21 protein-coding genes are annotated in these 25899 nt (G+C 71.1%); 18 read left to right on the top strand and 3 right to left on the bottom strand.

Features of this window, described 5'->3' with window-relative positions:
* The first annotated feature begins 23 nt into the window (after positions 1-23).
* From SGFS_RS18150 to SGFS_RS18110, 9 genes are all read left to right on the top strand, one after another.
* Positions 24-758: an RraA family protein gene (locus SGFS_RS18150; protein WP_286251575.1), complete on the top strand. Its 735-nt coding sequence runs from the start codon at positions 24-26 to the stop codon at positions 756-758.
* Positions 755-1495, top strand: a complete 741-nt coding sequence (locus tag SGFS_RS18145) for an RraA family protein (protein ID WP_286251574.1) — start codon at positions 755-757, stop codon at positions 1493-1495. Before SGFS_RS18150 ends, SGFS_RS18145 begins: the two co-directional genes overlap by 4 nt.
* The gene (locus tag SGFS_RS18140) at positions 1492-2142 is read left to right on the top strand and encodes an RraA family protein (protein ID WP_286251572.1); all 651 of its coding nucleotides are present in this window, start codon (positions 1492-1494) and stop codon (positions 2140-2142) included. The genes SGFS_RS18145 and SGFS_RS18140 overlap by 4 nt, the downstream gene beginning before the upstream one ends.
* Positions 2143-2186: 44 nt before the next feature.
* Entirely contained in the window at positions 2187-3458 is a 1272-nt protein-coding gene (locus tag SGFS_RS18135) for an aminotransferase class I/II-fold pyridoxal phosphate-dependent enzyme (RefSeq protein ID WP_286251569.1), read from the top strand.
* Positions 3455-4279, top strand: a complete 825-nt coding sequence (locus SGFS_RS18130) for an alpha/beta fold hydrolase (RefSeq protein ID WP_286251567.1) — start codon at positions 3455-3457, stop codon at positions 4277-4279. Before SGFS_RS18135 ends, SGFS_RS18130 begins: the two co-directional genes overlap by 4 nt.
* A 165-nt stretch (positions 4280-4444) precedes the next feature.
* Positions 4445-5950, top strand: a complete 1506-nt coding sequence (locus SGFS_RS18125; RefSeq protein WP_286251565.1) for a diaminobutyrate--2-oxoglutarate transaminase family protein — start codon at positions 4445-4447, stop codon at positions 5948-5950.
* A gap of 353 nt (positions 5951-6303) precedes the next feature.
* A complete protein-coding gene (locus SGFS_RS18120) occupies positions 6304-8451 on the top strand; it encodes an IucA/IucC family protein (RefSeq protein WP_286251564.1) in 2148 nt (715 codons plus the stop codon).
* Positions 8452-8550: 99 nt separating this feature from the next.
* Complete coding sequence (locus SGFS_RS18115) at positions 8551-9294, top strand: GNAT family N-acetyltransferase (RefSeq protein ID WP_286251562.1); 744 nt, start codon at positions 8551-8553, stop codon at positions 9292-9294.
* Positions 9295-9438: 144 nt separating this feature from the next.
* Positions 9439-11439 (top strand): ATP-dependent DNA helicase, encoded by a 2001-nt coding sequence (locus SGFS_RS18110; RefSeq protein WP_286251561.1) that lies wholly within the window; start codon positions 9439-9441, stop codon positions 11437-11439.
* A gap of 133 nt (positions 11440-11572) precedes the next feature.
* Here the strand turns inward: SGFS_RS18110 and lexA are convergent, their stop codons facing one another.
* Positions 11573-12346: a transcriptional repressor LexA gene (gene lexA, locus SGFS_RS18105; RefSeq protein ID WP_286251560.1), complete on the bottom strand. Its 774-nt coding sequence runs from the start codon at positions 12344-12346 to the stop codon at positions 11573-11575.
* 538 nt (positions 12347-12884) lie between these two features.
* On the opposite strand from lexA, the gene nrdR reads away from it, so the two are divergent.
* Both nrdR and SGFS_RS18095 read left to right on the top strand, forming a co-directional pair.
* Positions 12885-13445 (top strand): transcriptional regulator NrdR, encoded by a 561-nt coding sequence (gene nrdR, locus SGFS_RS18100; RefSeq protein ID WP_286251559.1) that lies wholly within the window; start codon positions 12885-12887, stop codon positions 13443-13445.
* A 162-nt stretch (positions 13446-13607) separates the two neighbouring features.
* The gene (locus tag SGFS_RS18095; RefSeq protein ID WP_286251558.1) at positions 13608-16499 is read left to right on the top strand and encodes a vitamin B12-dependent ribonucleotide reductase; all 2892 of its coding nucleotides are present in this window, start codon (positions 13608-13610) and stop codon (positions 16497-16499) included.
* Between the two features lie 100 nt (positions 16500-16599).
* Here the strand turns inward: SGFS_RS18095 and SGFS_RS18090 are convergent, their stop codons facing one another.
* Positions 16600-17133 (bottom strand): TerD family protein, encoded by a 534-nt coding sequence (locus SGFS_RS18090; RefSeq protein ID WP_286251557.1) that lies wholly within the window; start codon positions 17131-17133, stop codon positions 16600-16602.
* Positions 17134-17287: 154 nt separating this feature from the next.
* Between SGFS_RS18090 and SGFS_RS18085 the strand changes: the two genes are divergently transcribed.
* The 4 genes from SGFS_RS18085 to SGFS_RS18070 all read left to right on the top strand — a co-directional run bounded on the left by SGFS_RS18085 (position 17288) and on the right by SGFS_RS18070 (position 21744).
* Positions 17288-17893: a YdbC family protein gene (locus SGFS_RS18085; protein ID WP_286251556.1), complete on the top strand. Its 606-nt coding sequence runs from the start codon at positions 17288-17290 to the stop codon at positions 17891-17893.
* Positions 17894-18097: 204 nt separating this feature from the next.
* Positions 18098-18757 carry a histidine phosphatase family protein gene (locus tag SGFS_RS18080; protein ID WP_286251555.1) on the top strand — a complete coding sequence of 220 codons (660 nt, stop codon included), beginning with the start codon at positions 18098-18100 and terminating at the stop codon, positions 18755-18757.
* Between the two features lie 12 nt (positions 18758-18769).
* Positions 18770-19672 (top strand): ADP-ribosylglycohydrolase family protein, encoded by a 903-nt coding sequence (locus SGFS_RS18075; RefSeq protein WP_286251554.1) that lies wholly within the window; start codon positions 18770-18772, stop codon positions 19670-19672.
* 281 nt (positions 19673-19953) lie between these two features.
* The gene (locus SGFS_RS18070; RefSeq protein WP_434027377.1) at positions 19954-21744 is read left to right on the top strand and encodes a DUF4153 domain-containing protein; all 1791 of its coding nucleotides are present in this window, start codon (positions 19954-19956) and stop codon (positions 21742-21744) included.
* Positions 21745-21814: 70 nt separating this feature from the next.
* On the opposite strand, the gene SGFS_RS18065 is transcribed toward SGFS_RS18070, so the two are convergent.
* Entirely contained in the window at positions 21815-23365 is a 1551-nt protein-coding gene (locus tag SGFS_RS18065) for an MFS transporter (protein WP_286251553.1), read from the bottom strand.
* 171 nt (positions 23366-23536) lie between these two features.
* Between SGFS_RS18065 and SGFS_RS18060 the strand changes: the two genes are divergently transcribed.
* From SGFS_RS18060 to SGFS_RS18050, 3 genes are all read left to right on the top strand, one after another.
* On the top strand, positions 23537-24160 hold the full coding sequence (locus SGFS_RS18060) for a TetR/AcrR family transcriptional regulator (protein WP_286251552.1): 624 nt from the start codon (positions 23537-23539) through the stop codon (positions 24158-24160).
* 182 nt (positions 24161-24342) lie between these two features.
* Positions 24343-25044, top strand: coding sequence for a ribonuclease HII (locus tag SGFS_RS18055; protein ID WP_286251551.1), 702 nt, complete (start codon positions 24343-24345; stop codon positions 25042-25044).
* A 68-nt stretch (positions 25045-25112) separates the two neighbouring features.
* Complete coding sequence (locus tag SGFS_RS18050) at positions 25113-25718, top strand: hypothetical protein (RefSeq protein ID WP_286251550.1); 606 nt, start codon at positions 25113-25115, stop codon at positions 25716-25718.
* The last annotated feature ends 181 nt before the right edge of the window (positions 25719-25899 follow it).

Here is a 25899-nt window from a genome sequence, read left to right as displayed (position 1 = left end):
CGGAGGCTGTTGAAGTGGAGCACATGAGCAACTCACCTCTCTCGGACCGTTGCCCGGCTCTCCTGGACCGCTACGCCGCGCTCGACTCCGCCGCGGTCAGCGACGCGCTCGACCAGCTCGGGCTGCCCGCCGGAGTCGGGGGCATCCGCCCCGTGTGGGGCCCCGCCGCCGTCGTGGGGTTCGCCGTCACCGTGGGGCTCGAACCGCGCGGCGACGGCCCGGCCGGGGCTCACATCGCCACCACCGCCGTCGAGACCGCGGACGACCGGAGCGTGATCGTCGTCGACAACCAGGGCCGTACCGATGTGTCCTGCTGGGGCGGCATCCTGAGCCTGGGCGCGGCTCGGCGTGGCGTGCGCGGCGTTGTCGCCGACGGGGTGTGCCGCGATGTCGCCGAGGCGCGTGAGCTGGCCTTCCCGGTCTTCTCGCGCGGGGCGATCCCCGCCACGGCGAGGGGCAGACTCCAGCAGCGCTCCACCGGCGAGCCGGTCGAGGTCGCCGGGCTCACGGTCGAACAGGGCGATGTCGTCGTCGCGGACGAGACCGGAATCGTCGTCGTGCCGCGGGGGAGGGCCGAGGAGGTGGCGGAGATCGCCGCCGGGATCGCGGCGAGGGAGCGGGTGATCGCGGAGGAGGTGCGTGCGGGGGTGGCTCTGTCCCGGGCCATGCATGACGGCCGTCTCGCCGGTGGGGGAGGGGGCGGAGCCGTGGGACGGCCTGCCGCTGAGCCCGCCGTGGCGAAGGAGTCGGCTCGATGAGCGACACCGCCGCCGGGTCGGGCCTTGCCGCCGGGCACGCCACCGACCGCTCCGCAGCCCTGGCCGCCGCCGGTCGGCTCACCGACGAGGCCTTCGAAACGCCCACCGAACTGTCCACCGCGTCGATCTCCGACGCCCTCGACTCGCTCGGACTCCCCGGATCCCTGCATGGCATCGGCGCGCTGCGCCGGGGCGGGCGGATCGTCGGCCCGGTCTTCACCGTGACGTACGAACCGGTCGACGCGACCGGCGGCACGGTCGGGGACTTCCTCGACGACGTCCCCGTCGGCGCGGTGATCCTGATCGACAACGCCGGCCGGACCGACTGCACGGTGTGGGGCGGCATCATGAGCGAGGTCGCCCACGATCGCGGTGTCGCAGGCACGGTCATCAACGGCACCTGCCGTGATGTCGCCGTCGCGACCGCTCTCGGCTACCCGATCTGGTCGGTCTCCAGGTTCATGAGGACCGGCAAGGACCGCGTCCGGGTGGCCGCCGTCCAGACCTCCGTCACCATCGATCAGGTCGTCGTCCGCCCCGGCGACATCCTCGTGGCCGACGACGACGGCGCCGTGGTCGTCCCCGCCGCGCGCTGGGACGAGATCGTGGACATCGCCCGCCACATCGACCGCGTCGAGGAGGCCATCGTCGAGACCGTCCGCAGCGGCGCCACGCTCGCCGAGGCCCGGGCCCGGCACGGCTACCACGCGCTCCAGACCCGGAAGGACCCCTCGTGACCGACAGCCTCACGAACGCCCGCGCCGGGGACGACCGCCCGCTGCAGGACCCCGCCCGCGGGCACTCCAGCGCGACCCTGTCCGAGGCGTCCGGACTCGCCGTGGCCCTGTGCCCGGAGATCCGCTCCCTGTGGGCGGGCGCCCGGCTGTGCGGCCCGGCGTTCACCGTGCAGGGAGCCGGCGGCGACAACCTCGCCCTGCACCACGCCGTACTCCAGGCCCCGCCCGGCTCCGTCCTCGTGGCCGACCTCGGCGGCGCCCGCTTCGGGCACTGGGGCGAGATCCTCACCGTGGCCGCCCAGCACCGGGGCATCGCGGGCCTGCTCATCGACGGCGGAGTACGCGACACGTCGGAGACCGAGGCACTCGGCTTCCCGGTGTTCTCGCGCAACAACTCCATCCTCGGCACCCGCAAGCACTTCCGCGGAGTGTTCGGGCGCCCCGTCCAGGTCGGCGGCATCACGGTCCGCCCCGGTGACCTCGTCGTCGGGGACGTCGACGGCGTCGTGGCGCTTCCCCAGGCCGACGCCGAACGGATCCTCGACCGCGCCGACACGCGCGTGGCCCAGGAGAACGAACTGATGAAGCAACTGCGGGAAGGCCACAGCACCCTCGACCTGTACGACTTCGAAGCGGCGGGGCGGTGACGGGGATGACGCCGACGAATCCAATGACACCTTCGACGCCGGTGATGCCTACGACACCGATGACGTCGACGAAGCCGGTGGCGCCGACCGCGCCGATGGCCCTGTCGACCCCGCTGGCCCCGGCGGCGGACAACCCGATCTTCGCCGTGGCCGCCCGGGCCGAAGCACTCCGGGCCCGGGGCGCGGACGTCATCACGCTCGCCGCCGGTGAGCCCCAGGCAGCCACCAGCGCCGTGGTCGTCGAGGCCGCCGTGGCCGCAGTGCGCGACCCCGCCACCCACCACTACGGCCCGGCCCAGGGGCACCCCGAACTCCGCGCGCTCGTCGCCGCGCGGCTCAGCGAGGACACCGAACTCCCCTGGACCGAGGGCGACATCCAGATCGCCCTCGGCGCGAAGCACGCCCTCTTCCTCGCCGCCCAGGCCCTGATCGGCCCCGGCGACGAGGTACTGGTCGCGGCGCCCGGCTGGCCCGGTCACGCCGAGGTCGTCACCGCGGCCGGCGGCGTCCCCGTCCCGGTCGAGACGGACCACGCGTTCCGCATCTCCCCCGACGCACTCGACCGCCGCCGTACCCCTCGTACACGGGCGGTGATCCTCTCCAGCCCCGGCAACCCCACCGGCGCGGTCCACCCCGAGTCCCGGCTGCGCGGGATCGCCGACTGGGCCCGGCGGCACGGCATCTGGGTCATCGGCGACGACATCTACCGGGCCTTCGACCACACCGGGACCTACCGGTCCGTCCTGCGAGTCGCCCCCGACCTGCGTGCCCGCACCATCGTCGTCGGCGGAGTGTCGAAGGAACACGCCATGACGGGATGGCGGGTCGGCTGGCTCGCGGCACCCCCGGAGATCGTCGCCTCCGCACGTCTGCACGTCTCCCGCACCATCACCCACGTCCCCACGGTCAACCAACGGGCAGCCCTCGCCGCCCTGAACGACGCGGACACGCCCGCCGACGCCGCCCGCGACTACCGCCGCCGCCGAAACCTCCTGGTCGAGGCCTTGAACGCGATCGACGGCATCGACTGCCCACTGCCCGACGGCGGCATGTTCGCCTTCCCCGACGTCAGCGACCTGCTCGGCGACCGTGGTTGGACGAGCAGCGCGGACCTCGCCACCTGGCTCCTCGACACCGCCCACCTCGCGGTCGTCCCCGGAGAGGCGTTCAACGCCCCCGGCCGCATCCGCCTCTGCTTCGCCGTCGACGACCGCACCCTGCTCACCGCGATCGACCGCCTGCGAACCGCCCTCGGAACCACTCCCACCGAGGCCACCTACGACATCGACGCGCCAAACCCGGAGGTGGCCCGATGACGGGCACCGTCAACAGACTCGAACGGTTCACACTCCCGCTCACCGTGCACGGCACCCGCGTCGACGTGGCCGGCCTCCACCGCGACGGCACCGGCACCCCCCTGGTGTTCCTCCACGGCTTCGGCTCGACCAAGGAGGACTACGCGGACGTCGTCCAGCAGGACCGTCTCGCCGACCGCCCCGTCCTCGCCTACGACGCACCCGGCTGCGGCGCCAGCACCTGCGCGGACCTCACCGCCGTCTCCCTCCCCTTCCTGGTGGCCGTCGCCGAACAGGTCCTCCAGGCGTGGCACATCGACCGCTTCCACGTCATCGGCCACTCGATGGGAGGCCTGACCGCACTCCTCCTGGCGGACGGCGACCCCGGCAGAATCGCGAGCTTCACCAACATCGAGGGCAACGTCGCGCCCGAGGACTGCTTCCTCAGCCGCCAGATCATCACCCACGCCGACGACGACCCCGACACCTTCCTCGCCCGGTTCGCCGAACGCGTGAGCGACTCGCGCTTCCACGCCGGCGCGCTGTACGCGTCGAGCCTGCCGCACAAGGTCCGGGCCGGAGCCGTCAGGGCGATCTTCGAGTCCATGGTCGACCTCTCCGACCACGGCAAGCTCCTGGACCGCTTCCTCGCACTCCCCACACCGAGACTGTTCATGTACGGCGAGCAGAACAACTCCCTGTCCTACCTCCCGGCCCTGGCCGAAGGCGGCGTCGAACTGGCCGAGATCGGCCACTGCGCCCACTTCCCCATGTACTCCAACGCCCCCCGGATGTGGGCCCACATCACCGACCTCGTCACCCGGACCGACACCGGTTCCTGACGACCCGCGACCGGGCCGGGGCGTCAACCGTTCCGTCACCGCAAGGATCTTCGTCCCACCCCGCTTCCCTGTGCGGACCCCGTCGTTGGTACGTGCGGGGGGACCCGCCGGTGCTCGGTGTGCCCCCTGCCAACTCGCCTGTGGGCAGCGGGAGGAAGTGCAGTCGTGGCGGTGACCGAGTCTGCGATGGCGTCGGTGGGGCGGGAGTCCGAGCGGGCGCGCTCGGGACACGAGAGCGATCGGGGGCGGCCACGACGCGAGTACGAGGGGGCGCGCACGGCGCAGGAGGGCATCCTGCGGCGCCAGTCCGCACGCGAGTCGTCGGCGCGCACCTACGCGCGAGCCCTGCCCATCGTGCCGGTCCGCGCACGCGGCCTGACGATCGAGGGAGCCGACGGCCGCCGCTACCTCGACTGCCTGTCCGGCGCCGGCACACTGGCCCTCGGCCACAATCACCCGGTCGTCCTGGAAGCCATCCGGAAGGTCCTCGACTCGGGAGCGCCGCTGCACGTCCTCGACCTTGCCACACCGGTCAAGGACGCCTTCACCACCGAACTGTTCCGCACCCTGCCGCCCGGGCTCGCCGACCGCGCACGCGTGCAGTTCTGCGGACCGGCCGGCACCGACGCGGTCGAGGCCGCGTTCAAGCTCGTACGGGCCGCGACCGGACGCACCGGAATGCTCGCCTTCACCGGCGCCTACCACGGCATGACCGCCGGGGCGCTCGAAGCGTCCGGAGGCGCCTGCGAGGTCCGCGTGACGCGCCTGCCCTACCCCCAGGACTACCGCTGTCCGTACGGCGTCGGCGGCGAGCACGGCGCCGAACTCGCCGCCCGCTGGACCGAGTCCGTCCTCGACGACGCCAAGTCCGGAGTGCCGCTGCCCGCCGGAATGATCCTCGAACCCGTCCAGGGCGAGGGCGGCGTCATCCCCGCGCCCGACGGCTGGCTGCGCCGGATGCGCGAGATCACCGCCACGCGCTCGATCCCGCTCATCGCCGACGAGGTCCAGACGGGCGTGGGCCGCACCGGTCGCTTCTGGGCCGTCGAGCACAGCGGAGTCGTTCCCGATGTGATGGTCCTGTCCAAGGCGATCGGCGGCAGCCTTCCGCTGGCCGTCGTCGTCTACCGCGACGACCTCGACGTATGGCAGCCCGGCGCCCACGCCGGCACCTTCCGCGGCAACCAGCTCGCCATGGCGGCCGGCACCGCCACCCTCGCCCATGTCCGCGAGAACGGCCTCGCCGAGCGCGCCGAGATGTTGGGCTCCCGCATGCTCACCCAACTCGGCCCCCTGATCGGCGAGTTCGCGTGCGTCGGCGACGTACGGGGCCGAGGACTGATGATCGGCATCGAGATGGTCGACCCGGAGGCGCCCCCCGCCGTCGCCGACGGCCCCCGCCCGGCCGCGCCCGACCTCGCCACCGCCGTCCAACGGGAGTGCCTGCGCCGCGGCCTCATCGTCGAACTGGGCGGCCGCCACGCCGGCGTCGTACGCCTCCTCCCGCCCCTGACGATCACCGATGAACAGACCAACGCCGTACTCGACCGTCTGACGGACGCGATCGAAGCCGTGGCGCGGGAGCCACGGCTTCCGGCGCCCAGGGCGGCCGCGGTGCGCACCGAGCAACCCGAACCGGTCGGCTCGCCTGACCGGAAGTCCGGCCGGTGAGCATCGCGCCGCACCGAGAACCAGCAGACGCAGGCGACGGCCCACCCACACCGCCCGGAGCGACGGTGGCCGGAAGCGCCATGGCCCGGAACGGCGTGGGCCGGGATGCCCCACCAGGGAATGCCTCAGCCGGCAACGCCCCAGCCGAGGAGGGCACAGTCCGTAGACCCCCGGCCCGGAGCGCCGTACGCCGCGCTACCGCACACCCCGCCGCCGCACCCCCGACCACCGTACGGCGCGATGCCAGGGGCCCGACCGCCGTAGGCCGGTGAACGCCCGCCGCCCTCGGCGCCCCTACGGCCCGCACGAACCAGCACGCCATCCCAAGGAACCCAGGACCCCCGTTGACCGCGATGCCCGCCACCGAAGACCACGCCCCCACGGACAGGGGCCCCGCCCGCCAGGCCCCGCTGCCGCCCGCGACCGGGCCGGCGCCCCGCCCGACCGCTGGGGCCGCGCCCCGCCCGGCCGATGCCCTGCCCAGGCAGAATGCCTCCGCCTCTCGCCCACCCGCCTCGGTACCCGGCCAGGCCGACACCTTTCCCCGGCAGAAGGACAGCACCCGGCCGCCCCAGCAGTCGCGCGGCTTCGTCACCGACCCGCTCGACCACCCCGACCCGCACACCGCGGCCCAGGCGGCAGCCGTGGAGAACCTGCTGCGCTGCTGGGTACGCGAACACAACCTCCCCGCCCCGGAAGACGCCACCCTCCGCATCCCTCTCCACACCACCGGGACAACCCTCCTCGCCCCGATCCACTACTGGTCCCCGACCGGCTGGCACCGGTTCGGCCTTCCCCACTTCGCCGACGCCCCCGAAGGCGCGCCCCCGGCCGACGCCGTGACGGTGGCAGCGCTCCTGGCCCGGGAGGCGACCGCCCGCCCGGCCTCGGGGGACAGCTTTGACGAGGACCCGGCCACGCCTTCGCCGACCCCCGTGCCCACTCCGGCGCCCGAGACCCCAACCCTGGCGTCCGAGACCGCCGACCTCATCAGCCGGGTCGCCGACTCCGTCCGGCACACCACCGCCTTCCTCGCCGAACGCCGGTCCCGGCCCGCCGATCCGCCCGACCTCTTCCTCGCCGCCGAACAGGCCCTCGTGCTCGGCCACCCCCTGCACCCCACCCCGAAGAGCCGGGAAGGACTCTCCGAGGCCGAGGCTCGGCTGTACTCACCCGAGTCGCGCGGCTCCTTCCCCCTGCGCTGGCTTGCGGTTGCCCCCTCCGTCCTGTCCACCGACTCGGCCTGGACCGAGCGCGGCCGTATCGTTCCCGCCGACCGACTCACCGCACGGCTGGCCGGCAGCGGGCTGCCCCTGCCCGACGGATACGCCGCCCTGCCCCTGCACCCATGGCAGCACCGCGAGATCCGCCACCGCCCGGAGACCGCGGCCCTGCTGGACGCCGGACTCCTCCGCGACCTCGGCCCGCACGGCTCCCCGTGGCACCCCACCTCCTCCGTCCGCACCGTCCACCGCACCGGCGCCCCCGCGATGCTGAAGCTCTCGCTGGGCCTGCGCATCACCAACTCCCGACGCGAGAACCTCCGTAAGGAACTCCACCGCGGCGTCGAGGTCCACCGCCTCCTGCGCAGTGGTCTCGCCAAGGAGTGGCAGACGGCCCACCCCGGCTTCGACATCGTCCGCGACCCGGCCTGGCTGGCGGTCACCACCCCGGACGGCGACCCCGTGCCCGGGCTGGACGTGATGATCCGGCACAACCCGTTCGGCCCGACGGACGACGTGTCCTGCGTAGCGGGGTTCCTGTCACCCAGGCCGTACGACCGGAGCGAGCAGCGAGACAGCCGCACCACCGACGAGCCACGAGGCGCCCGAGTCATCGACCAGCAGCCAGGCGGCCCTGCTCCTGAGCAGAGCCCCCCTGCCTGGTCCCGGCTCGCCGACGTCGTCACCCGCCTCGCCGGGCGGACCGGCCGCCCCCTGGGTGTCGTCGCCGCGGAGTGGTTCCTGCGCTATCTGGAACGGGTGGTGCGGCCCGTGCTGTGGCTGGACAGCGAGGCCGGGATCGCCCTCGAGGCCCACCAGCAGAACACCCTCCTCCTGCTGGACGCCGACGGCTGGCCCACGGGCGGCCGGTACCGCGACAACCAGGGCTACTACTTCCGCGAGTCCCGCCGCGCGGACCTCCAGGCCCGGCTGCCGGGCATCGGCGAGCACAGCGACACCTTCGTCTCCGACGAGGTCACCGACGAACGGTTCACCTATTACCTCGGCATCAACAACGTGCTCGGACTCGTCGGAGCGTTCGGCTCCCAGCGCCTCGCCGACGAGCACCTGCTCCTCGCCGCCCTCCGCCGCTTCCTCGCCGACGTGGCCACCGGCCCCCACCGGCTGAACACCTCCCTGCCGTCCCGCTTCCTCGACTCACCCACCTTCCGCTGCAAGGCCAACCTGCTGACCCGACTGCACGGCCTCGACGAACTGATCGGCCCCGTCGACACCCAGTCCGTCTACGTGACCATCACCAACCCCCTTCATCTCTGACCGGCCGACCCACCAGCCCGTCCGACCGACCGCCCCGCCCCCGACACCCTTCGGCCCCGAGGAACATGCCCCACCCCATCTCCTGAGAGGAGCGTCGCCGTGCCTCCCACCGACGCGAGCACCGGCGCCGACACCGCCCCGGCCCCCGGTAACGAGGACACTCTCGAACTGCGCCTGCCCGATGACTTCCTCGCGCTCCTCACCGAGGCCGAGGACACCGACTCGCGCGGAGAGGGAACGGACGGGAGACCGGGACCGCCCCCGCCCCACGACGACCTGCTCGACCACGTCGCCCACTGGGGGCCGACGCCCACCCCGGCAGGCACCCTCCATCTCGTCCCCGTCCGAGTTCAGCGCGACATCCCTCTCGTCTCCCGCTGGATGAACGACTCCGCCGTGGCCGCCTACTGGAAGCTCGCCGGATCCGAGGCCGTGGCCGCGACCCACCTCCGCACCCAGCTCGACGGCGACGGTCGCAGCGTGCCCTGCCTCGGCCTGCTGGACGGCGTCCCCGTGAGCTACTGGGAGATCTACCGGGCGGACCTCGACCCGCTCGCCCGGCACTACCCCGCCCGCCCCCACGACACGGGAATCCACCTCCTGATCGGCCCCGTCGCCGAGCGCGGGCGAGGTCTCGGCTCCACACTCCTTCGCGCCGTCGCCGATCTGGTCCTCGACAGGCGTCCCTCGTGCGCCCGGGTCATCGCGGAACCCGACCTTCGCAACTTCCCCTCAGTCGCCGCCTTCCTGAGCGCGGGCTTCCGGTTCTCCGCCGAGGTCGACCTGCCCGACAAGCGGGCCGCCCTCATGGTCCGGGACCGACTCCTGCGCGATCTGATGTAGAGCCGACGGACGCAGAGCCGAAGCGGACCTGCCGCAGCGCCGTCGTCCCCTCGCCCCCGCCAAGGAGAACCGGGTCTTGATCCCGTCCCCTGCCTCCACCGTGATCACCCGTTTGTCAGTGCCGCCCCGTAGGGTGGTCGCGCTATGACGAAGCCCTCACTCCACGAACTCCTGCACGCTGCCGTCACCGCCGTCGGCGGCATGGAGCGCCCCGGCCAGGTGACCATGGCCGAAGCCGTCGCGGAGGCGATCGACGACGGCTCCCATCTGCTGGTCCAGGCGGGCACTGGCACCGGAAAGTCGCTGGGCTACCTGGTGCCCGCCCTCGCCCAGGGAGAGCGGGTCGTGGTGGCGACGGCCACCCTCGCCCTGCAGCGCCAGCTGGTGGAGCGGGACCTGCCGAGGACGGTCGACGCACTGCACCCGCTGCTGCGCCGCCGCCCCGAGTTCGCGATGCTCAAGGGCCGGTCGAACTACCTGTGCCTGCACCGCCTGCACGAGGGCATGCCGCAGGACGAGGAGGAGGGCCTCTTCGACCAGTTCGAGGCCGCCGCGCCCACCAGCAAGCTGGGCCAGGACCTGATCCGGCTGCGCGACTGGTCACAGGAGACCGAGAACGGCGACAGGGACGACCTCACCCCGGGCGTGTCCGACCGCGCCTGGTCCCAGGTCTCCGTGTCGTCCAGGGAGTGCCTGGGCGCGTCCAAATGCGCGTACGGCGCCGAGTGCTTCGCCGAGATGGCCCGTGAGAAGGCCAAGCTCGCCGAGGTCGTCGTCACCAACCACGCGCTGCTCGCGATCGACGCCATCGAGGGCGCCCCGGTGCTCCCGCAGCACGAGGTGCTGATCGTCGACGAGGCCCACGAACTGGTCTCCCGGGTGACCAACGTGGCGACCGGCGAGCTCACCCCCGGCCAGGTCAACCGCGCGGTGAAGCGGGCGGCCAAGCTGGTGAACGAGAAGGCCGCCGACCAGCTCCTCACCGCCGCCGAAGGCTTCGAGCGGCTCATGGAGCTGGCGCTCCCGGGCCGCCTGGAAGAGATCCCGGAGGACCTCGCTTACGCCCTCATGGCGCTGCGCGACGCGGCCCGCACGGTGATCACGGCCCTCGGCAGTACCCGCGACAAGTCCGTCCAGGACGAGGACGCGGTCCGCAAGCAGGCCCTGGCCTCAGTGGAGAGCGTGCACGACGTGGCGGAGCGGATCACGCACGGCTCCGAGTGGGACGTCGTCTGGTACGAACGGCACGAGCCCCGCGCCGGAGCCGCATATCGACACAGCGGCGCCTCCCTGCGCGTCGCACCCATGTCGGTGTCCGGCCTCCTCAGGGAGAAGCTCTTCGCCGACCGCTCGGTCACCCTGACCTCGGCGACGCTCAAGCTCGGCGGCGACTTCAACGGCGTGGGGGCGTCCCTGGGGCTGGCCCCCGAGGGCACCGAGGGCGACGACCTTCCGCAGTGGAAGGGCGTCGACGTGGGCTCACCCTTCGACTATCCGAAGCAGGGCATCCTCTACGTCGCCAGGCATCTGTCGCGTCCCGCGCGGGACGGCGACCGGACGGACATGCTCGACGAGCTCACGGAACTGATCCAGGCGGCCGGCGGCCGCACGCTCGGTCTGTTCTCGTCGATGCGGGCCGCCCAGCTCGCTGCGGAGGAGCTGCGCGTCCGTATCCCCGAGTTCCCGATCCTCCTCCAGGGCGAGGAGACGCTCGGCGAGCTGATCAAGGCCTTCGCGGCCGACCCGAAGACCTGTCTCTTCGGCACGCTCTCCCTCTGGCAGGGCGTCGACGTCCCCGGCCCGAGCTGCCAGCTCGTCGTCATGGACAAGATCCCGTTCCCGCGCCCCGACGACCCGGTCATGAGCGCCCGCCAGAAGGCCGTGGAGGACGCCGGAGGCAACGGCTTCATGGCCGTCGCGGCCACCCACGCGGCCCTGCTGATGGCCCAGGGCGCCGGCCGCCTCGTACGCGCGCAGGGCGACCGCGGTGTGGTCGCCGTACTTGACCAGCGGCTCGCGACCGCCCGGTACGGCAGCTATCTGAAGGCGTCACTGCCGGACTTCTGGTACACGACGGACCCCAACCAGGTCCGTAGATCTCTGGCCGCGATCGACAAGATGGCCAAGGAGACGGAAGAGGCGTGAAACGTCTGTGGGCCCGTCCCCGGCAGGGAAGGGCCCACAGACGACGGACAGCCCAGGGCCCCGGAACCGGCGCAGTAGGTTCCGGGGCCCGGATCAGGGGCGGGGCTGGTGTGCCCCGCGCGCCGCGGCGACGTCAGATGCGACGCAGTACGGCCACCACCTTGCCGAGGATGGTCGCGTCGTCGCCAGGGATCGGCTCGTAGGCGGCGTTGTGCGGCAGCAGCCACACATGGCCGTCCTCGCGCTTGAAGCGCTTGACCGTGGCCTCGCCGTCCAGCATGGCGGCCACGATGTCGCCGTTCTCCGCGACGGGCTGGCGGCGGACCGTCACCCAGTCGCCGTCACAGATCGCGGCCTCGATCATCGAGTCGCCGACGACCTTCAGCACGAACAGCTCACCGTCACCGACCAGCTGCCTAGGCAGCGGGAACACGTCCTCGACCGATTCCTCGGCGAGGATCGGGCCACCGGCCGCGATCCGGCCGACGAGCGGCACATACGACGCGGCCGGCTTGCCCGCGGTGTCCGTGGGCTGCGCCGACGCCTGGTCGGAGCCCCGGACCTCGTACGCACGCGGGCGGTGCGGGTCGCGGCGCAGGAAGCCCTTGCGCTCCAGCGCCATCAGTTGGTGTGCCACGGAGGATGTGCTGGACAGGCCGACCGCCTGGCCGATCTCCCGCATCGACGGCGGGTACCCCCTTCGCTGCACGGAGTCCCGGATGACCTCGATGACGCGGCGCTGCCGGTCGGTCAGCCCGGAGCTGTCCGCCCGGATGCCTGGAGGTCGGCCGGGCAGGGAGCGCTTGGGCCCCTCATGGTTCGTGGCTTCGTTCATCGCGTGCACCGGCTCGAGTCGCTGGGAGCGGTCCTGGGCAGTGATGGTGGCACTGTCTGCGGTGGTGGTCACGTCGGCCCCTCTCGATGGTCTCCCGTGCAGCACAACGGTAGTTGCTTTCGAAAGGTTGCGCCAAACACACGTTCGAGTGAAAAAGTGTGGATTACCTGACGTGATCTGGAGACCAGGTGTATGGCCGACGGGCTCGGATTTTGCCCGGCTATGGGCCTGACGGACAAAGGCGCTCATTGCTGTACTCTTCACCGCCGGGGCGGGGCCTTGTGGGCCGCTGTCGCCGCGCGGCACAGTCTGCCACCCGGTGCCCCGTCAACCGGGCACCGACCCCCCGTCCGTATGGCGCCCACGGTATCCCCGTCCGCCCCGTGACGGTACGGGCGCGCGCCACCCGCCCATTCGTACGCGACATGCGTGGCGTGGGTGGATTTACGAGCCAAGCCCCACATCTAGTGGTTGGATTTCGGCAGCAGCCCAGAAGTTGTGGTCCCCCCGGTCTTCGAGCCCAGGGGCATCGCCTATGCTTGGGGCTGCTTCGCGGGGCCCAAGAGGTCTTGCGGGGCTATTGAGTCGTGCTGTGAGGAGGGTTGGAGTTATGCACTGTCCCTTCTGCAGGCACCCCGACAGCCGCGTCGTCGACAGTCGTACGACGGACGACGGCACGTCGATCCGCAGGCGCCGCCAGTGTCCGGACTGCTCCCGTCGTTTCACGACGGTGGAGACGTGCTCACTGATGGTGATCAAGCGGTCCGGCGTCACCGAGCCCTTCAGCCGCACCAAGGTCATCAACGGCGTGCGCAAGGCATGTCAGGGACGGCCTGTGACCGAGGACGCGCTCGCCCAGCTCGGCCAGCGGGTCGAGGAGGCGGTGCGCGCGACCGGAAGCGCCGAACTGACCACCCATGACGTGGGGCTGGCCATACTCGGCCCGTTGCAGGAGCTCGACCTCGTCGCCTACTTGCGGTTCGCCTCGGTCTACCGGGCCTTCGACTCGCTGGAGGACTTCGAGGCCGCCATCGCGGAACTCAGGGAAGAGCAGGAGAAGCGCCCCGCGGGGGACAGTGACTGCGAGGACGCGGTCGCGGGGCGCCCGGAAAGCGACCGCGGGTCCGGAGGGACTGCCCAGGTCCCCGTGCCCGCCAGCGCCGCCGACTGACCGGCGGGCCGCCCGGTCGGGAACATCCGGACCGGATGAGCGGCGGCGATCAAGACCCGTCGCGGACGGCTGTGCGAGCCGGGCCGCGGCACAGGACAGAACACCGTGCCACAGGAACAAAGTGGCACTTCAGGGCGTTTCAGCCCGGTACAGGGAGGCGGCATGACAGAGACGGCGAGCGGTCCGGCACGGAGTTCCCGCGCCAAGGCCACGAAGGCGAGCAAGGGCCTGCGTATCGAGCGCATCCACACCACCCCCGGAGTGCACCCGTACGACGAGGTGGAATGGGCGCGTCGTGACGTCGTCATGACCAACTGGCGCGACGGCTCGGTCAACTTCGAGCAGCGCGGCGTCGAGTTCCCCGAGTTCTGGTCGGTGAACGCGGTCAACATCGTCACCAGCAAGTACTTCCGCGGTGCCGTCGGCACTCCGCAGCGCGAGGTGAGCCTGAGGCAGCTCATCGACCGCATCGTGAAGACGTATCGGAAGGCCGGCGAGGACCACAAGTACTTCTCCTCGCCCGCCGACGCCGAGATCTTCGAGCACGAACTGGCGTACGCCCTCCTGCACCAGATCTTCAGCTTCAACAGCCCCGTCTGGTTCAACGTGGGCACCCCCCAGCCCCAGCAGGTCTCCGCCTGCTTCATCCTGGCCGTCGACGACTCCATGGAGTCGATCCTCGACTGGTACAAGGAAGAGGGCATGATCTTCAAGGGCGGCTCCGGAGCCGGCCTGAACCTCTCCCGCATCCGCTCCTCCAAGGAGCTGCTCTCCTCTGGCGGCAACGCCTCCGGCCCGGTCTCCTTCATGCGCGGCGCCGACGCCTCCGCGGGAACGATCAAGTCGGGCGGTGCCACCCGCCGCGCCGCCAAGATGGTCGTCCTGGACGTGGACCACCCGGACGTCGAGGACTTCATCGCCACCAAGGTGAAGGAAGAGGAGAAGATCCGCGCCCTGCGCGACGCGGGCTTCGACATGGACCTGGGCGGCGACGACATCACGTCCGTCCAGTACCAGAACGCCAACAACAGCGTCCGCGTGAACGACGAGTTCATGACGGCCGTCGAGAACGGCACCGAGTTCGGCCTCCGCGCCCGTATGACCGGCGAGATCATCGAGAAGGTCGACGCCAAGGCGCTGTTCCGCAAGCTCGCCGAGGCCGCGTGGGCCTGTGCCGACCCGGGCATCCAGTACGACGGTGTGATCAACAACTGGCACACCTGCCCCGAGTCCGGCCGTATCACCGCGTCGAACCCGTGCAGCGAGTACATGCACCTGGACAACACGTCCTGCAACCTCGCCTCGCTGAACCTGATGAAGTTCCTGAAGGACGACAGCAAGGGCAACCAGTCCTTCGAGGTCGAGCGCTTCGCCAAGGTCGTCGAGCTGGTCATCACCGCGATGGACATCTCCATCTGCTTCGCGGACTTCCCGACCCAGAAGATCGGCGAGAACACCCGCGCCTTCCGTCAGCTCGGCATCGGCTACGCCAACCTCGGCGCCCTGCTGATGGCGACCGGCCACGCGTACGACTCCGAGGGCGGCCGTGCCCTCGCCGGCGCCATCACCTCCCTGATGACCGGTACGGCGTACAAGCGTTCCTCCGAGCTGGCCGCGGTCGTCGGTCCGTACGACGGCTACGCCCGCAACGCCGACGCCCACAACCGCGTCATGAAGCAGCACTCCGACGCCAACGGCACGGCCGTTCGCATGGACGACCTGGACACCCCGGTGTGGGCCGCCGCCACCGAGGCCTGGCAGGACGTGCTCCGCCTCGGCGAGAAGAACGGCTTCCGCAACTCGCAGGCCTCCGTGCTCGCCCCGACCGGCACCATCGGCCTGGCCATGTCCTGCGACACCACCGGTGTCGAGCCGGACCTGGCGCTGGTCAAGTTCAAGAAGCTGGTCGGCGGCGGCTCGATGCAGATCGTCAACGGCACGGTCCCGCAGGCCCTGCGCCGCCTGGGCTACCAGGAGGAGCAGATCGAGGCGATCGTCGCCCACATCGCCGAGAACGGCAATGTGATCGACGCGCCGAGCCTCAAGCAGGAGCACTACGAGGTCTTCGACTGCGCCATGGGCGAGCGCGCCATCTCCCCGATGGGCCACGTCCGCATGATGGCCGCGATCCAGCCGTGGATCTCGGGCGCCATCTCCAAGACGGTCAACATGCCGGAGACGGCGACCGTCGAGGAGGTCGAGGAGATCTACTTCGAGGCCTGGAAGCTGGGCGTCAAGGCGCTCGCGATCTACCGCGACAACTGCAAGGTCGGCCAGCCGCTCTCCGCCAAGACCAAGGACTCGGAGAAGGCCGAGATCACCGAGAAGGCCGAGGAGACGATCCGGGCCACGGTCGAGAAGGTCGTCGAGTACCGCCCGGTCCGCAAGCGCCTCCCGAAGGGCCGTCCCGGCATCACGACGTCCTTCACCGTCGGCGGCGCCGAGGGCTACATGATCGCCAACTCCTACCCGGACGACGGCCTGGGCGAGGTCTTCCTGAAGATGTCCAAGCAGGGTTCGACCCTCGCGGGCATGATGGACGCCTTCTCGATCGCCGTCTCGGTGGGTCTGCAGTACGGCGTGCCGCTGGAGACGTACGTCTCGAAGTTCACCAACATGCGCTTCGAGCCGGCCGGTATGACGGACGACCCGGACGTGCGGATGGCGGCGTCGATCGTCGACTACATCTTCCGCCGCCTGGCACTGGACTTCCTGCCCTTCGAGACGCGTTCCGCGCTCGGCATCCACTCCGCCGAGGAGCGCCAGCGTCACCTGGAGACGGGTTCGTACGAGCCGATCGAGGAGGAGGTGGACGTCGAGGGCCTCGCCCAGTCGGCGCCGCGCCAGTCCCTCAAGGCCGTCGCCGCTCCGAAGGCCGACGAGGAGGGTGCCAAGCCCGCCCCGAAGCAGGCTCACACCAGCGCCGAGCTGGTGGAGATGCAGCTGGGCATCCAGGCGGACGCCCCGCTCTGCTTCTCCTGCGGCACGAAGATGCAGCGGGCCGGTTCCTGCTACATCTGCGAGGGCTGCGGTTCGACGAGCGGGTGCAGCTGACACCCTGAGTCGATGATGAACTGAAGGGCGGCACGGCCAACGGCTGTGCCGCCCTTCGGCGTTGCTGAGTGACCTGCGGATGCGCGGGCCGGTGCGCGGGTCAGGACGTGCGGGGGGTGCCCATCACACGGACGAAGGCTGTCGGGTCCTCGTCGTAGCCGTGGATGCCGGGGTGGAAGGTCCACTCGCCGGAGTCGTCGCGTACGAACTCGCCCACGGTCGCGGCCGTCGACCCGAGGACGGAGGCGAAGTCGTCCTCCGTGAGGACGGTGTAGTCCTCCCGGATGCGCACCCCCGCCTTCTGGACGTTGGCGAAGGTCTTCGCGCCGGTGCGCTGCTGTATGGCGACACCGATCACCACGCGCCCGTAGCGGCTGTCGAGGCGGTTCAGCTCCACCGTCATGACCTCGTCCCAGCCAAAACCCTGGCCGGTCTTGCTGTCGCGGTTCAGCGTGATCGTGCCGTCGGGCGAGCGGCTGTCGAAGTGCACGACGTACGCGGGCTTTCCGCTCGTGTCGCCGGCAGGGTAGGTCGCCGCGATGATGTCGAGGTCCGTGGCGGGCTGCCCTGCCGGGCTGGGGTCCCACTTCACCGCCACCTCGACCTTGCGGATGCCCTTGTTGAGGCCGTTCACCAGATCTCTCCTCCCCGATGTCCTGGGCGTGCGGACCGAACTGCCATGCAGTCCAGGCCAGTTGTCCATCCTCGCACGCGCGCGGGGGCGCCTGCCCGGGTACAACCCGCCGGAGCGTGACCGAGGCCACGCCCCGGGGCCTTACCATGGCGCGGTGCTGGTCAAGTGGATTCGCTGCACCGTGGTCGACCGCCGCGGTTTCGAGCGGGGGCAGCGAAAGTGGGCGGGGCTTCTGGGGGAGCCGGGTTTCCGAGGGCAGGGTGGGGGCTGGAGCCGGGCGCGCCCCGGCGTGGCACACACCTTCTCCTTCTGGGAGAGCCGGGCCTTTTACGACTCCTTCATGGCGCGCTCCCACGACCGGCTCGCCGCCTCTCAGTCCGGCACGTACAAGGACATGCAGGTCAAGCTGTTCGATCACCGTTTCGATGTGAAGACCGGCTTCGAGCCGCGCTTCACGGACGCCGATCTGGTGCGCGTGGCGCACGCCCGCGTCCACGAGGAGCGGGCCGAGCACTTCGCGCTGATGCAGGAGAAGGTCTGGAACCCCGCCATGGCCGGCTCGCCCGGCATGCTGCGGGGCCTGTTCGGCGAGGCTCCGGGCTTCGAGTTCGTGATCCTCTCGATGTGGCAATCCGCCGCCGAACACGGCAAGTACCGGGCGGAACGCGTGGAACGTCTCGCGCTGCGCGCCCAGATCGAGGCGGACGTGGCCGCCATGGCCGGCGACATCGTGGAGCTGGAGCCGAGCTGGACGGTCTGACGGCGTCCGGCCTCGGCGAGGGGTGGGTTGGGAATTCAAGGTGGGTTGGGGATTCAAACTAACACTTGTCGGGCCGTCGGGGTGTGGGTTTGAAAAGCGGATGCGCTGATCCGAGGTGCCTCTCGGAGGCGGACCTGTGTGACCTGTGCCTTATGAATCCCGTACGAGTGCCCGATAGGGCGTCCCGCCGTTTAGGGTTTCGGCATGGCACGACCACGGCGCATCGTCCTTGTCCGACACGGGGAGTCAACGGGCAATGTTGATGACACCGTGTACGAACGCGAGCCCGACCACGCCTTGGCGCTCACCGAGCAGGGCTGGCAGCAGGCGGAGGAGACCGGCAAACGCCTTCGCGAGGTCTTCGGGCGCGAGCGGATCAGCGCGTACGTCTCCCCGTACCGCCGTACGCACGAGACGTTCCGGGCCTTCCATCTGGACCCCGAACTGGTGCGCGTGCGCGAGGAACCCCGGCTGCGCGAGCAGGACTGGGGCAACTGGCAGGACCGCGACGACGTGGGGCTCCAGAAGAACTACCGGGACGCCTACGGGCACTTCTTCTACCGCTTCGCCCAGGGGGAGTCCGGCGCCGATGTGTACGACCGGGTCGGCGGCTTCCTGGAGAGCCTGTTCCGCAGCTTCGAGGACCCCGACCACCCGCCCAACGTCCTCCTGGTCACCCACGGCCTCGCCATGCGGCTGTTCTGCATGCGCTGGTTCCACTGGACGGTCGCGGAGTTCGAGTCGCTGTCGAACCCGGGGAACGCGGAGATGCGGATGCTCGTTCTGGGGGAGGACGGCAAGTACACGCTCGACCGGCCGTTCGACCGCTGGCGAGATCCGGAATCGTACGGAGCCACCGGTTAGAGTGGCAGGGCGATGACCGCTGACTCCTCTCCCGAAGGGCGCCTGGGGCGCGCGCTCGCCAGCCTGCGCGGACTCGCCGTGGGGGACGCGTTGGGCTCGCAGTACTTCGTGCCCGAGAACTACCCGCTGCTCCAGCGACGCGCTACCCCGTCCGGCCCGTGGCAGTGGACCGACGACACCGAGATGGCCTGCTCCGTGGTCGCCGTCCTGGCGGCCCACCACCGGATCGACCAGGACGCGCTGGCCCACTCCTTCGCCGTGCACCACGACTTCGACCGGGGCTACGGGCCCGCGGTCAACAGGCTGCTGCGCCTGGTCCGCGAAGGCGGCGACTGGCGCGAGCTGGCCGCCGCGCTCTTCAACGGCCAGGGATCCTGGGGCAACGGCGCGGCCATGCGGATCGCCCCCCTCGGGGCCTGGTTCGCGGACGACCCCGAGCAGGCGACCCACCAGGCGGAGATCTCGGCCTACCCCACGCACCAGCACCGTGAGGCCGTCGTCGGCGCCATGGCCGTCGCCGCGGCCGCCGCCTTCGCGGCCGACCCGGCGGGACCGCCGAGCGCCGCGGCGCTGCTCGACGGTGTCATCGCCCTCGTCCCGAAGAGCGCCGTCGGCGCGGGACTCCGGCGCGCCCGGGACATGCTCGACTACGGCGACGCGGGCACCGTCGCGGCCGTACTGGGCTGTGGGCGGCGTACGACGGCGCACGACACCGTGCCGTTCGCGCTCTGGTCGGCGGCGCGCTCCCTCGGGGACTACGAACAGGCCTTCTGGACGACGGCCCAGGCCGGCGGCGATGTGGACACCACTTGCGCCATCGTCGGGGGAGTGGTCGCCGCCGGAAAGGCGGGAACGCCGCCGCAGGGGTGGGTGCGGCAGACCGAGGAACTGCCGGGATGGCTTTCGGTGGCGTAGCCACCCGGGCGGGCGGGGTAGGGCCGGACTTCCCAGGTCCCATCCGCCACAACCACCTCAAATGTCACAGGCGTGCCACAGAGGGCGCTCGGCTCGCTGTGTGCGCCCCTTCCCGACGTAGCCTTTCCGCCACGTCGCCTGTTGATCATGACGGGCATGCGCCGACGAGACACCGGTCCCGTGCCTGCTGCTGCGGCCGAGCGCCGCCCACGTGAGCGGATGGGGTCGGTGGGGGAGGGGGTCCCGTGTCCGAAACACCGTCCACGCCGTCCGAGGGGGAGATGGCTGCGCCTGAGGATGTGGTGCCTGAGCGTGAGGGGGCGGCGTCCACAGCTGAGGGGTCGGCGTCCGAGTCCGAGGCGCCCGCCGCCGAGTCCGAGGTTCCGGCGTCCGAGGTTCCGGCGTCGGAGGCCGAGGCTCCGGTGGACGAGGCACCGATGGCGAAGGAGCGTGCCGTGGCCGGAGCACGCGGCCCCGCTGCCGGAGCGTCGGCGGACGTCACCACGTCGGCGCCCCGACCCGGTTGGCCTCCGCCGACCCCAGTGCAGCCGCAGTTCTGGGCACCGGCACCCGCGCCGGCAGCCGCGCCGGCCCCCTGGCTGGCCGACCTCAGGATCGAGGAACCCGCCCCGATCCGCACCGAGACCCTGTGGGCCGCGCTGGCCACCGGTGTCCTGAGCATGCTGCTGCTCGGCGACGGGGTGGCGCTCAACCTGCTGTTCGTCGCGCTCTGCGCCGCACTCACCGTGTACTTCGCCGGACGCGGGGCGGGCCGACGCCCGCGAGCGTGGGCGCTCGCCTGGGGCGTCGGCGGGCTCGCGCTGCTGATCGTGCCCGCGCTGCGCGACGCCGAGTGGCCCTCGTTCCTCGCGGTCGTCGCCGCTCTGGCCGTCGGCTCGATCGCACTGCACGGCGGCCGCACCTGGCCCGCCGTCCTGCTCGGCCCGATCGGTGTGTTCAACGCGGTGGCCACCGGCCCGGCCTGGGCCTGGCAGGGGCTGCGCGACCGCTCCGGCGGCGCCCGGGGACGGCTGGGCCCGCTGGTGAAGTCGACAGGCGTGGCCGTAGCGCTGTTGCTGGTCTTCGGGGCGCTGTTCGCCGGGGCCGACGCGGCCTTCGCCGAGATGCTCGGCGCGCTGGTCCCGGACGCCTCGGCGTCCGACGGGCCCTGGAGATTCCTGCTGTTCGCGCTCGGACTCCTCGGCGCCCTCGCGGCGGCCCGCACGGCGGCCGCACCCGCCCACTGGGACCGGGCGAAGATACCCGCGGGACGCGAGCGGGGCCGGGCCGAGTGGGCGCTGCCGCTGATCGTGCTCGTGGCGCTCTTCGCGGTCTTCAACGCCGTCCAACTCGCCGTGCTCTTCGGCGGATACGACGCCGTGCTGAAGGAGACCGGTCAGACGTACGCCCAGTACGCGCGCCAGGGCTTCTGGCAGCTGCTCATGGCCACGCTGCTCACCCTGCTGGTCATCGTTCTGGCCCTGCGCTGGGCACCTCGCACCCGGTCGAGCGACCGGACGCTCGTGCGGGCTGTGCTGGGGGCTCTCTGCGGGCTGGCACTCGTTGTCGTGGCATCCGCTGTGCGACGTATGGACATGTATGTGGAGGCCTATGGGCTGACGCGGCTGAGGATCTCGGTGGTGGCCGTGGAGCTCTGGCTCGGCCTGGTCATCGTGCTGATCATGGCCGCCGGGGTGTGGGGCGCCCGCTGGCTGCCGCGCGTCGTCGCGGCCAGTGCGGCCGCCGGAGTGCTCGCGTTCGGGCTCGTGTCGCCGGACGCGCTGATCGCCGAGCGCAATGTGCAACGGTACGAGGACACCAAGGTGTTCGACCTCGACTACGCCCAGGGGCTGTCCGCCGACGCCGTGCCCGCCCTGGACAAGCTGACGGAGCCCCTGCGGTCGTGCGTGCTGCGGCCGATCGAGGCGGACCTGGACGAGGAGAACCTGCCCTGGTACGCCACGAGCTGGGGAGAGGCCGAGGCCCGGCGTGTCCTCGCCGAGCGGCCGGTGTCGGAGCGGGCGGACGAGACGGTGTGCGGTCGACTGGGGTACGAGACGCTGTATCGCTGAGGTTCGGTGCGGCCGGACCACGCCCTCGCCATCGATCCCGGGGGTGGTCCGGCCGTTCGCGTTCCTGGCGTCAGCCTCCTGCCGCGGGGCCCGCCGTACCGGCGAGGGCGTCCAGGTCGCTCTTGCGGACCCGGATCACCAACGCGGCGGTGACCAGGGCGAGCAGGGCCATCGAGGCGGCCGGGACGAACGCCGTCGAGATGCCCTGGGCGAGCACCTCGTGACCCCAGGGAGCGGGCAACTGCCCGGTCTTGGCGAACTCGGCCTTCTGCTCGGCCGTGCCGTTCGCCATGAAGTTCGGCAGCTGCTTCTCCGCCTCGTCACGGCTGGCCGTACCGAAGACCGTGGTGAGGATGGACAGGCCGAGCGAGCCGCCCACCTGCTGTGTGGCGTTGAGCAGCCCGGACGCCGCGCCCGCCTCGTGCGGGGCGACCCCGGACACCGCGGTCAGGGTGAGCGTCACGAAGTTCAGCCCCATGCCGAAGGCGAACAGCAGCATCGGGCCCAGCACCCCGCCCGCGTACGAACTGTCGGGGTTGATGAGGGTCTGCCAGCTCAGCCCGAGCACGACGAGCGTGGAGCCGGTCACCATGAACGGCTTGGGGCCGAGGACCGGCAGGAACCGCTGCGACAGACCCGCGCCCGTGATGATCGCGGCCGTCACGGGCAGGAAGGCGAGACCGGCCTCGATCGGCGTGTAGCGCAGTACGTTCTGCACGAAGATCACGATGAAGAAGAACATGCCGAACATCGCCGCGGCCAGGCTCAGCATGATCACATACGTACCCGAGCGATTGCGGTCGGCGAACATCTTCAGCGGTGTGATCGGTTCCTTGGCGCGGCTCTCGACGAAGGCGAAGGCCAGCAGCAGAACCACCGCGGCCGCGAAGGACCCGATGGCCAGGCTGTCCCGCCAGCCCTCCTCCGCCGCGCGGATGAAGCCGTAGACCAGGGACGCCATGCCGAGTGTCGAGGTGAGCGCGCCCGCGATGTCGAACCGTCCCGGGTGGCGCTCCGACTCGCTGATGTACATCGGCGCGAGCACGGCGATCAGCACGCCGATCGGTACGTTGACGAAGAGCACCCAGCGCCAGTCGAGCCACTCGGTGAGCATGCCGCCCGCGAGCAGGCCGATGGCGCCGCCGCCCGCCGAGACCGCGGCGAAGACACCGAAGGCCCGGTTGCGTTCCGGGCCTTCGGCGAATGTCGTGGTGATCAGTGCCAGCGAGGTGGGCGAGGCTATCGCGCCGCCCATGCCCTGCAAGGCGCGTGCGGCCAGCAGTTGCCAGGGCTCCTGCGCGAGTCCGCCCAGCAGCGAGGCGAGGGTGAAGAGCAGGATTCCGGTCATGAAGACGCGACGACGGCCGAGGATGTCTCCGGCCCGGCCGCCCAGGAGGAGCAGGCCGCCGAAGGTCAGTGTGTAGGCGCTGACCACCCAGGTCAGGTCGGTCGTGCTGAACTTGAGAGCGTCTTGAATGTGCGGGAGTGCGATGTTCACAATCGTCGCGTCGAGTACCACCATGAGTTGGCAGGCCGCGATGACCGTGAGCGCGATGCCGGGGTGTCCCTCCCGGCGGGCCGCTCCCGGCTTCTGATCCCGAATCAACGGAGAGGTTGTCACTATGGGTCCCCCACAAGTGAGTTAGTGAACGCTCGCGTTCACTGTCACGTCAACGGTAGTGAGTCCCCCTTAGTGAACGCAAGCGTTCACCAAAGTCGCCGCCGAGGCGTGTGCCGTCCGTCCGCTCGTACTCCCCGAAAACCCACCTCAAGGCTCAACGGAGAAGCACAGATGGTCACTTCGCGCTGGACGACCGCCCCCGATCAGACGGTCTCCCCGCGCCGGCGCGGCGCCGTGCTCGAACGCGCGATCCTCGACGCCGCGCTGGAGCAGCTCAGTACGGTCGGCTGGAGCGGCCTCACCATGGAGGGCGTCGCCGCCGGTGCCCAGACGGGCAAGGCCGCGGTCTACCGGCGCTGGCCCTCCAAGGAGGACCTCGTCGCGGACGCGCTCCAGGCCGGAATCCCGCGCTTCGACGAGGCGCCCGATCTCGGCAGCGTGCGTGCGGATCTGCTGGAGCTGTGCCGGCAGGCGCGCGAGGCGATGTTCTCCCGCCCCGGGTTCGCGCTGCGCTCGGTGATTCACGAGTGCGACAACATTCAGGCCGAGCGCTTCCATGGTGTGATCATCGGAGGGGTCGTGGAGCCGATGGTCAAGCTGCTGCGTGAGGTCATCGAACGGGGGATTCGGCGGGGAGAGGTGCGGGCCGACGCGATAAACGGCCATGTCCTCGATGCCATTCCGGCGATGATGATGTACCGGTCGAAGATGTGCGGCAGCGAATGGAGTGTGCAGGACATCGAGGAGATGATCGACCAGTTGATGGTGCCGCTGCTGTGCCGGCGAGGTGTGTGAGCCGGGGCTGTGGGCTCGGCCGGGCGAGGTTCGAAGGGGCAGCGGGCTTGGCCGAACCGGGTGCGACGGCCTGGCCGAACCGGGTTTGGGGGCAGGGGCTGAGCAGGTCCGGGGTGTCGCTGGAGATGCCCGGGGAACCTGGGTGTCGTGCGGGGTTCCGGGCGGCGTAGGCTAAGGCTGCCATGCCGTACGAACCACCCACTCACACCGTCGAGCGCTCCCTGCGCGCCACGACCGGAGCGAAGGTCATTGCCGGTGTCGACGAGGTGGGGCGCGGAGCCTGGGCCGGACCCGTCACCGTCTGCGCGGCGGTCACCGGACTGCGCCGACCGCCCGAGGGCCTCACCGACTCCAAACTCCTGACGGTCAAGCGTCGCGAGACGCTTGCCGAGCAACTGCGGACGTGGGTGACGTCGTACGCCCTCGGTCATGCCTCTCCGGAGGAGATCGACGACCTGGGTATGACGGCCGCGCTGCGGCTCGCCGCCGGGCGGGCCCTCGAGGCGCTCCCGGTCCGGCCCGACGCGGTCATCCTCGACGGCAAGCACGACTACCTCGGCTCGCCCTGGCAGGTCCGTACGGTGATCAAGGGCGACCAGTCGTGCATCGCGGTCGCGGCGGCCTCGGTGATCGCCAAGGTTCAGCGCGACAAAATGATGGCCGAACTGGGTGTCGACCATGCAGACTTCGGATTCGCGGCCAACGCCGGGTATCCGTCGCCGGTGCACAAGGCCGCGCTGGCGGAGCGGGGACCCACCCCGTACCACCGGCTGTCGTGGGCGTATCTTGATGCGCTGCCCCAGTGGCGGCACCTCAAGAAGGTCCGCAACTGGGCGGACGCAGGCGTTCCGGGGATCGAGGGGCAGCTCGGCTTCGATTTCTGACCGTTTCGTTCGCACTCATGTGCCACCCGCCGACGCGAGTCGCACCGGCGTTTGATAAACATCAGCTCATGCCTCTCATTCCCGAGGAGCCTCAGATTCACGAGAGTGCCCAGGGCCCGCGTGTTACTCCGGCCAGCGGCCGTGTCGCGCCGACCCCCCGTCCCGTACCCGGTCCCCGTCCCGCGGCCCCGCCGCGTCCCGGCCGCCCGGGTCCCGCCCGGCCGGTGCCGGTCCAGCGCACGCCGCACGCCGCGGCCAAGCCCGGTCCGCCCGCTCCGGCCGCAACCCCGCAGATCCAGCTGATCCCGGCTTCGGCCGAGGGCGCGCTGGACGCCGCCGAGGAAGCCGTCGACCTGCTGCTGGAGTCGGGCCGCGCCCCCGGCGACGTGCTGGTCGTCACCACCGGCGAGCCGCATCCGTGGGCCGCCCACGAGCTGTCCTTCGGCGACGCCGCCTACTGGGCGCAGCACGACGCCGGTGACGACGTCTTCTACGCCGATGCCTCCGTCGTCGGCCGGGCCGCGTCCCGCCCGGTGGTCGTGGTCGCCGTCAACGGCGGTGCCGAAGACATCACCGCGCGGACACTGCCCCTGGCCCTCGGCCGTGCCGGTGCCCTGCTGATCGTCTGCGGCGACGCGCAGAAGATCAACTCGATGCTGGGCGCCGGAGTCTGAGCGGCTGCGCACCTCGCCCCGGTCGGCCCTGACAGGGTCCGGCCCGGGGTTCGGCGAGGTGCGTCGGGGCAGCCGTTCCCGTCCGGGAGAAGTGCTGAGGGTGCCGCTCGGGCCGCACCTCGACGCGGGCGGGCGTCGTGCCCGCGCGGCGCCTGCGGGGTGCCCTGGGCAGCTTGCCGCC

Origin of the sequence: Streptomyces graminofaciens, assembly GCF_030294945.1 — a bacterium.
In the GTDB taxonomy this organism is placed as follows: domain Bacteria; phylum Actinomycetota; class Actinomycetes; order Streptomycetales; family Streptomycetaceae; genus Streptomyces; species Streptomyces graminofaciens.
Note: the sequence above shows the minus strand (reverse complement) of the source record. Positions and strands in the feature narration are given on the sequence as shown.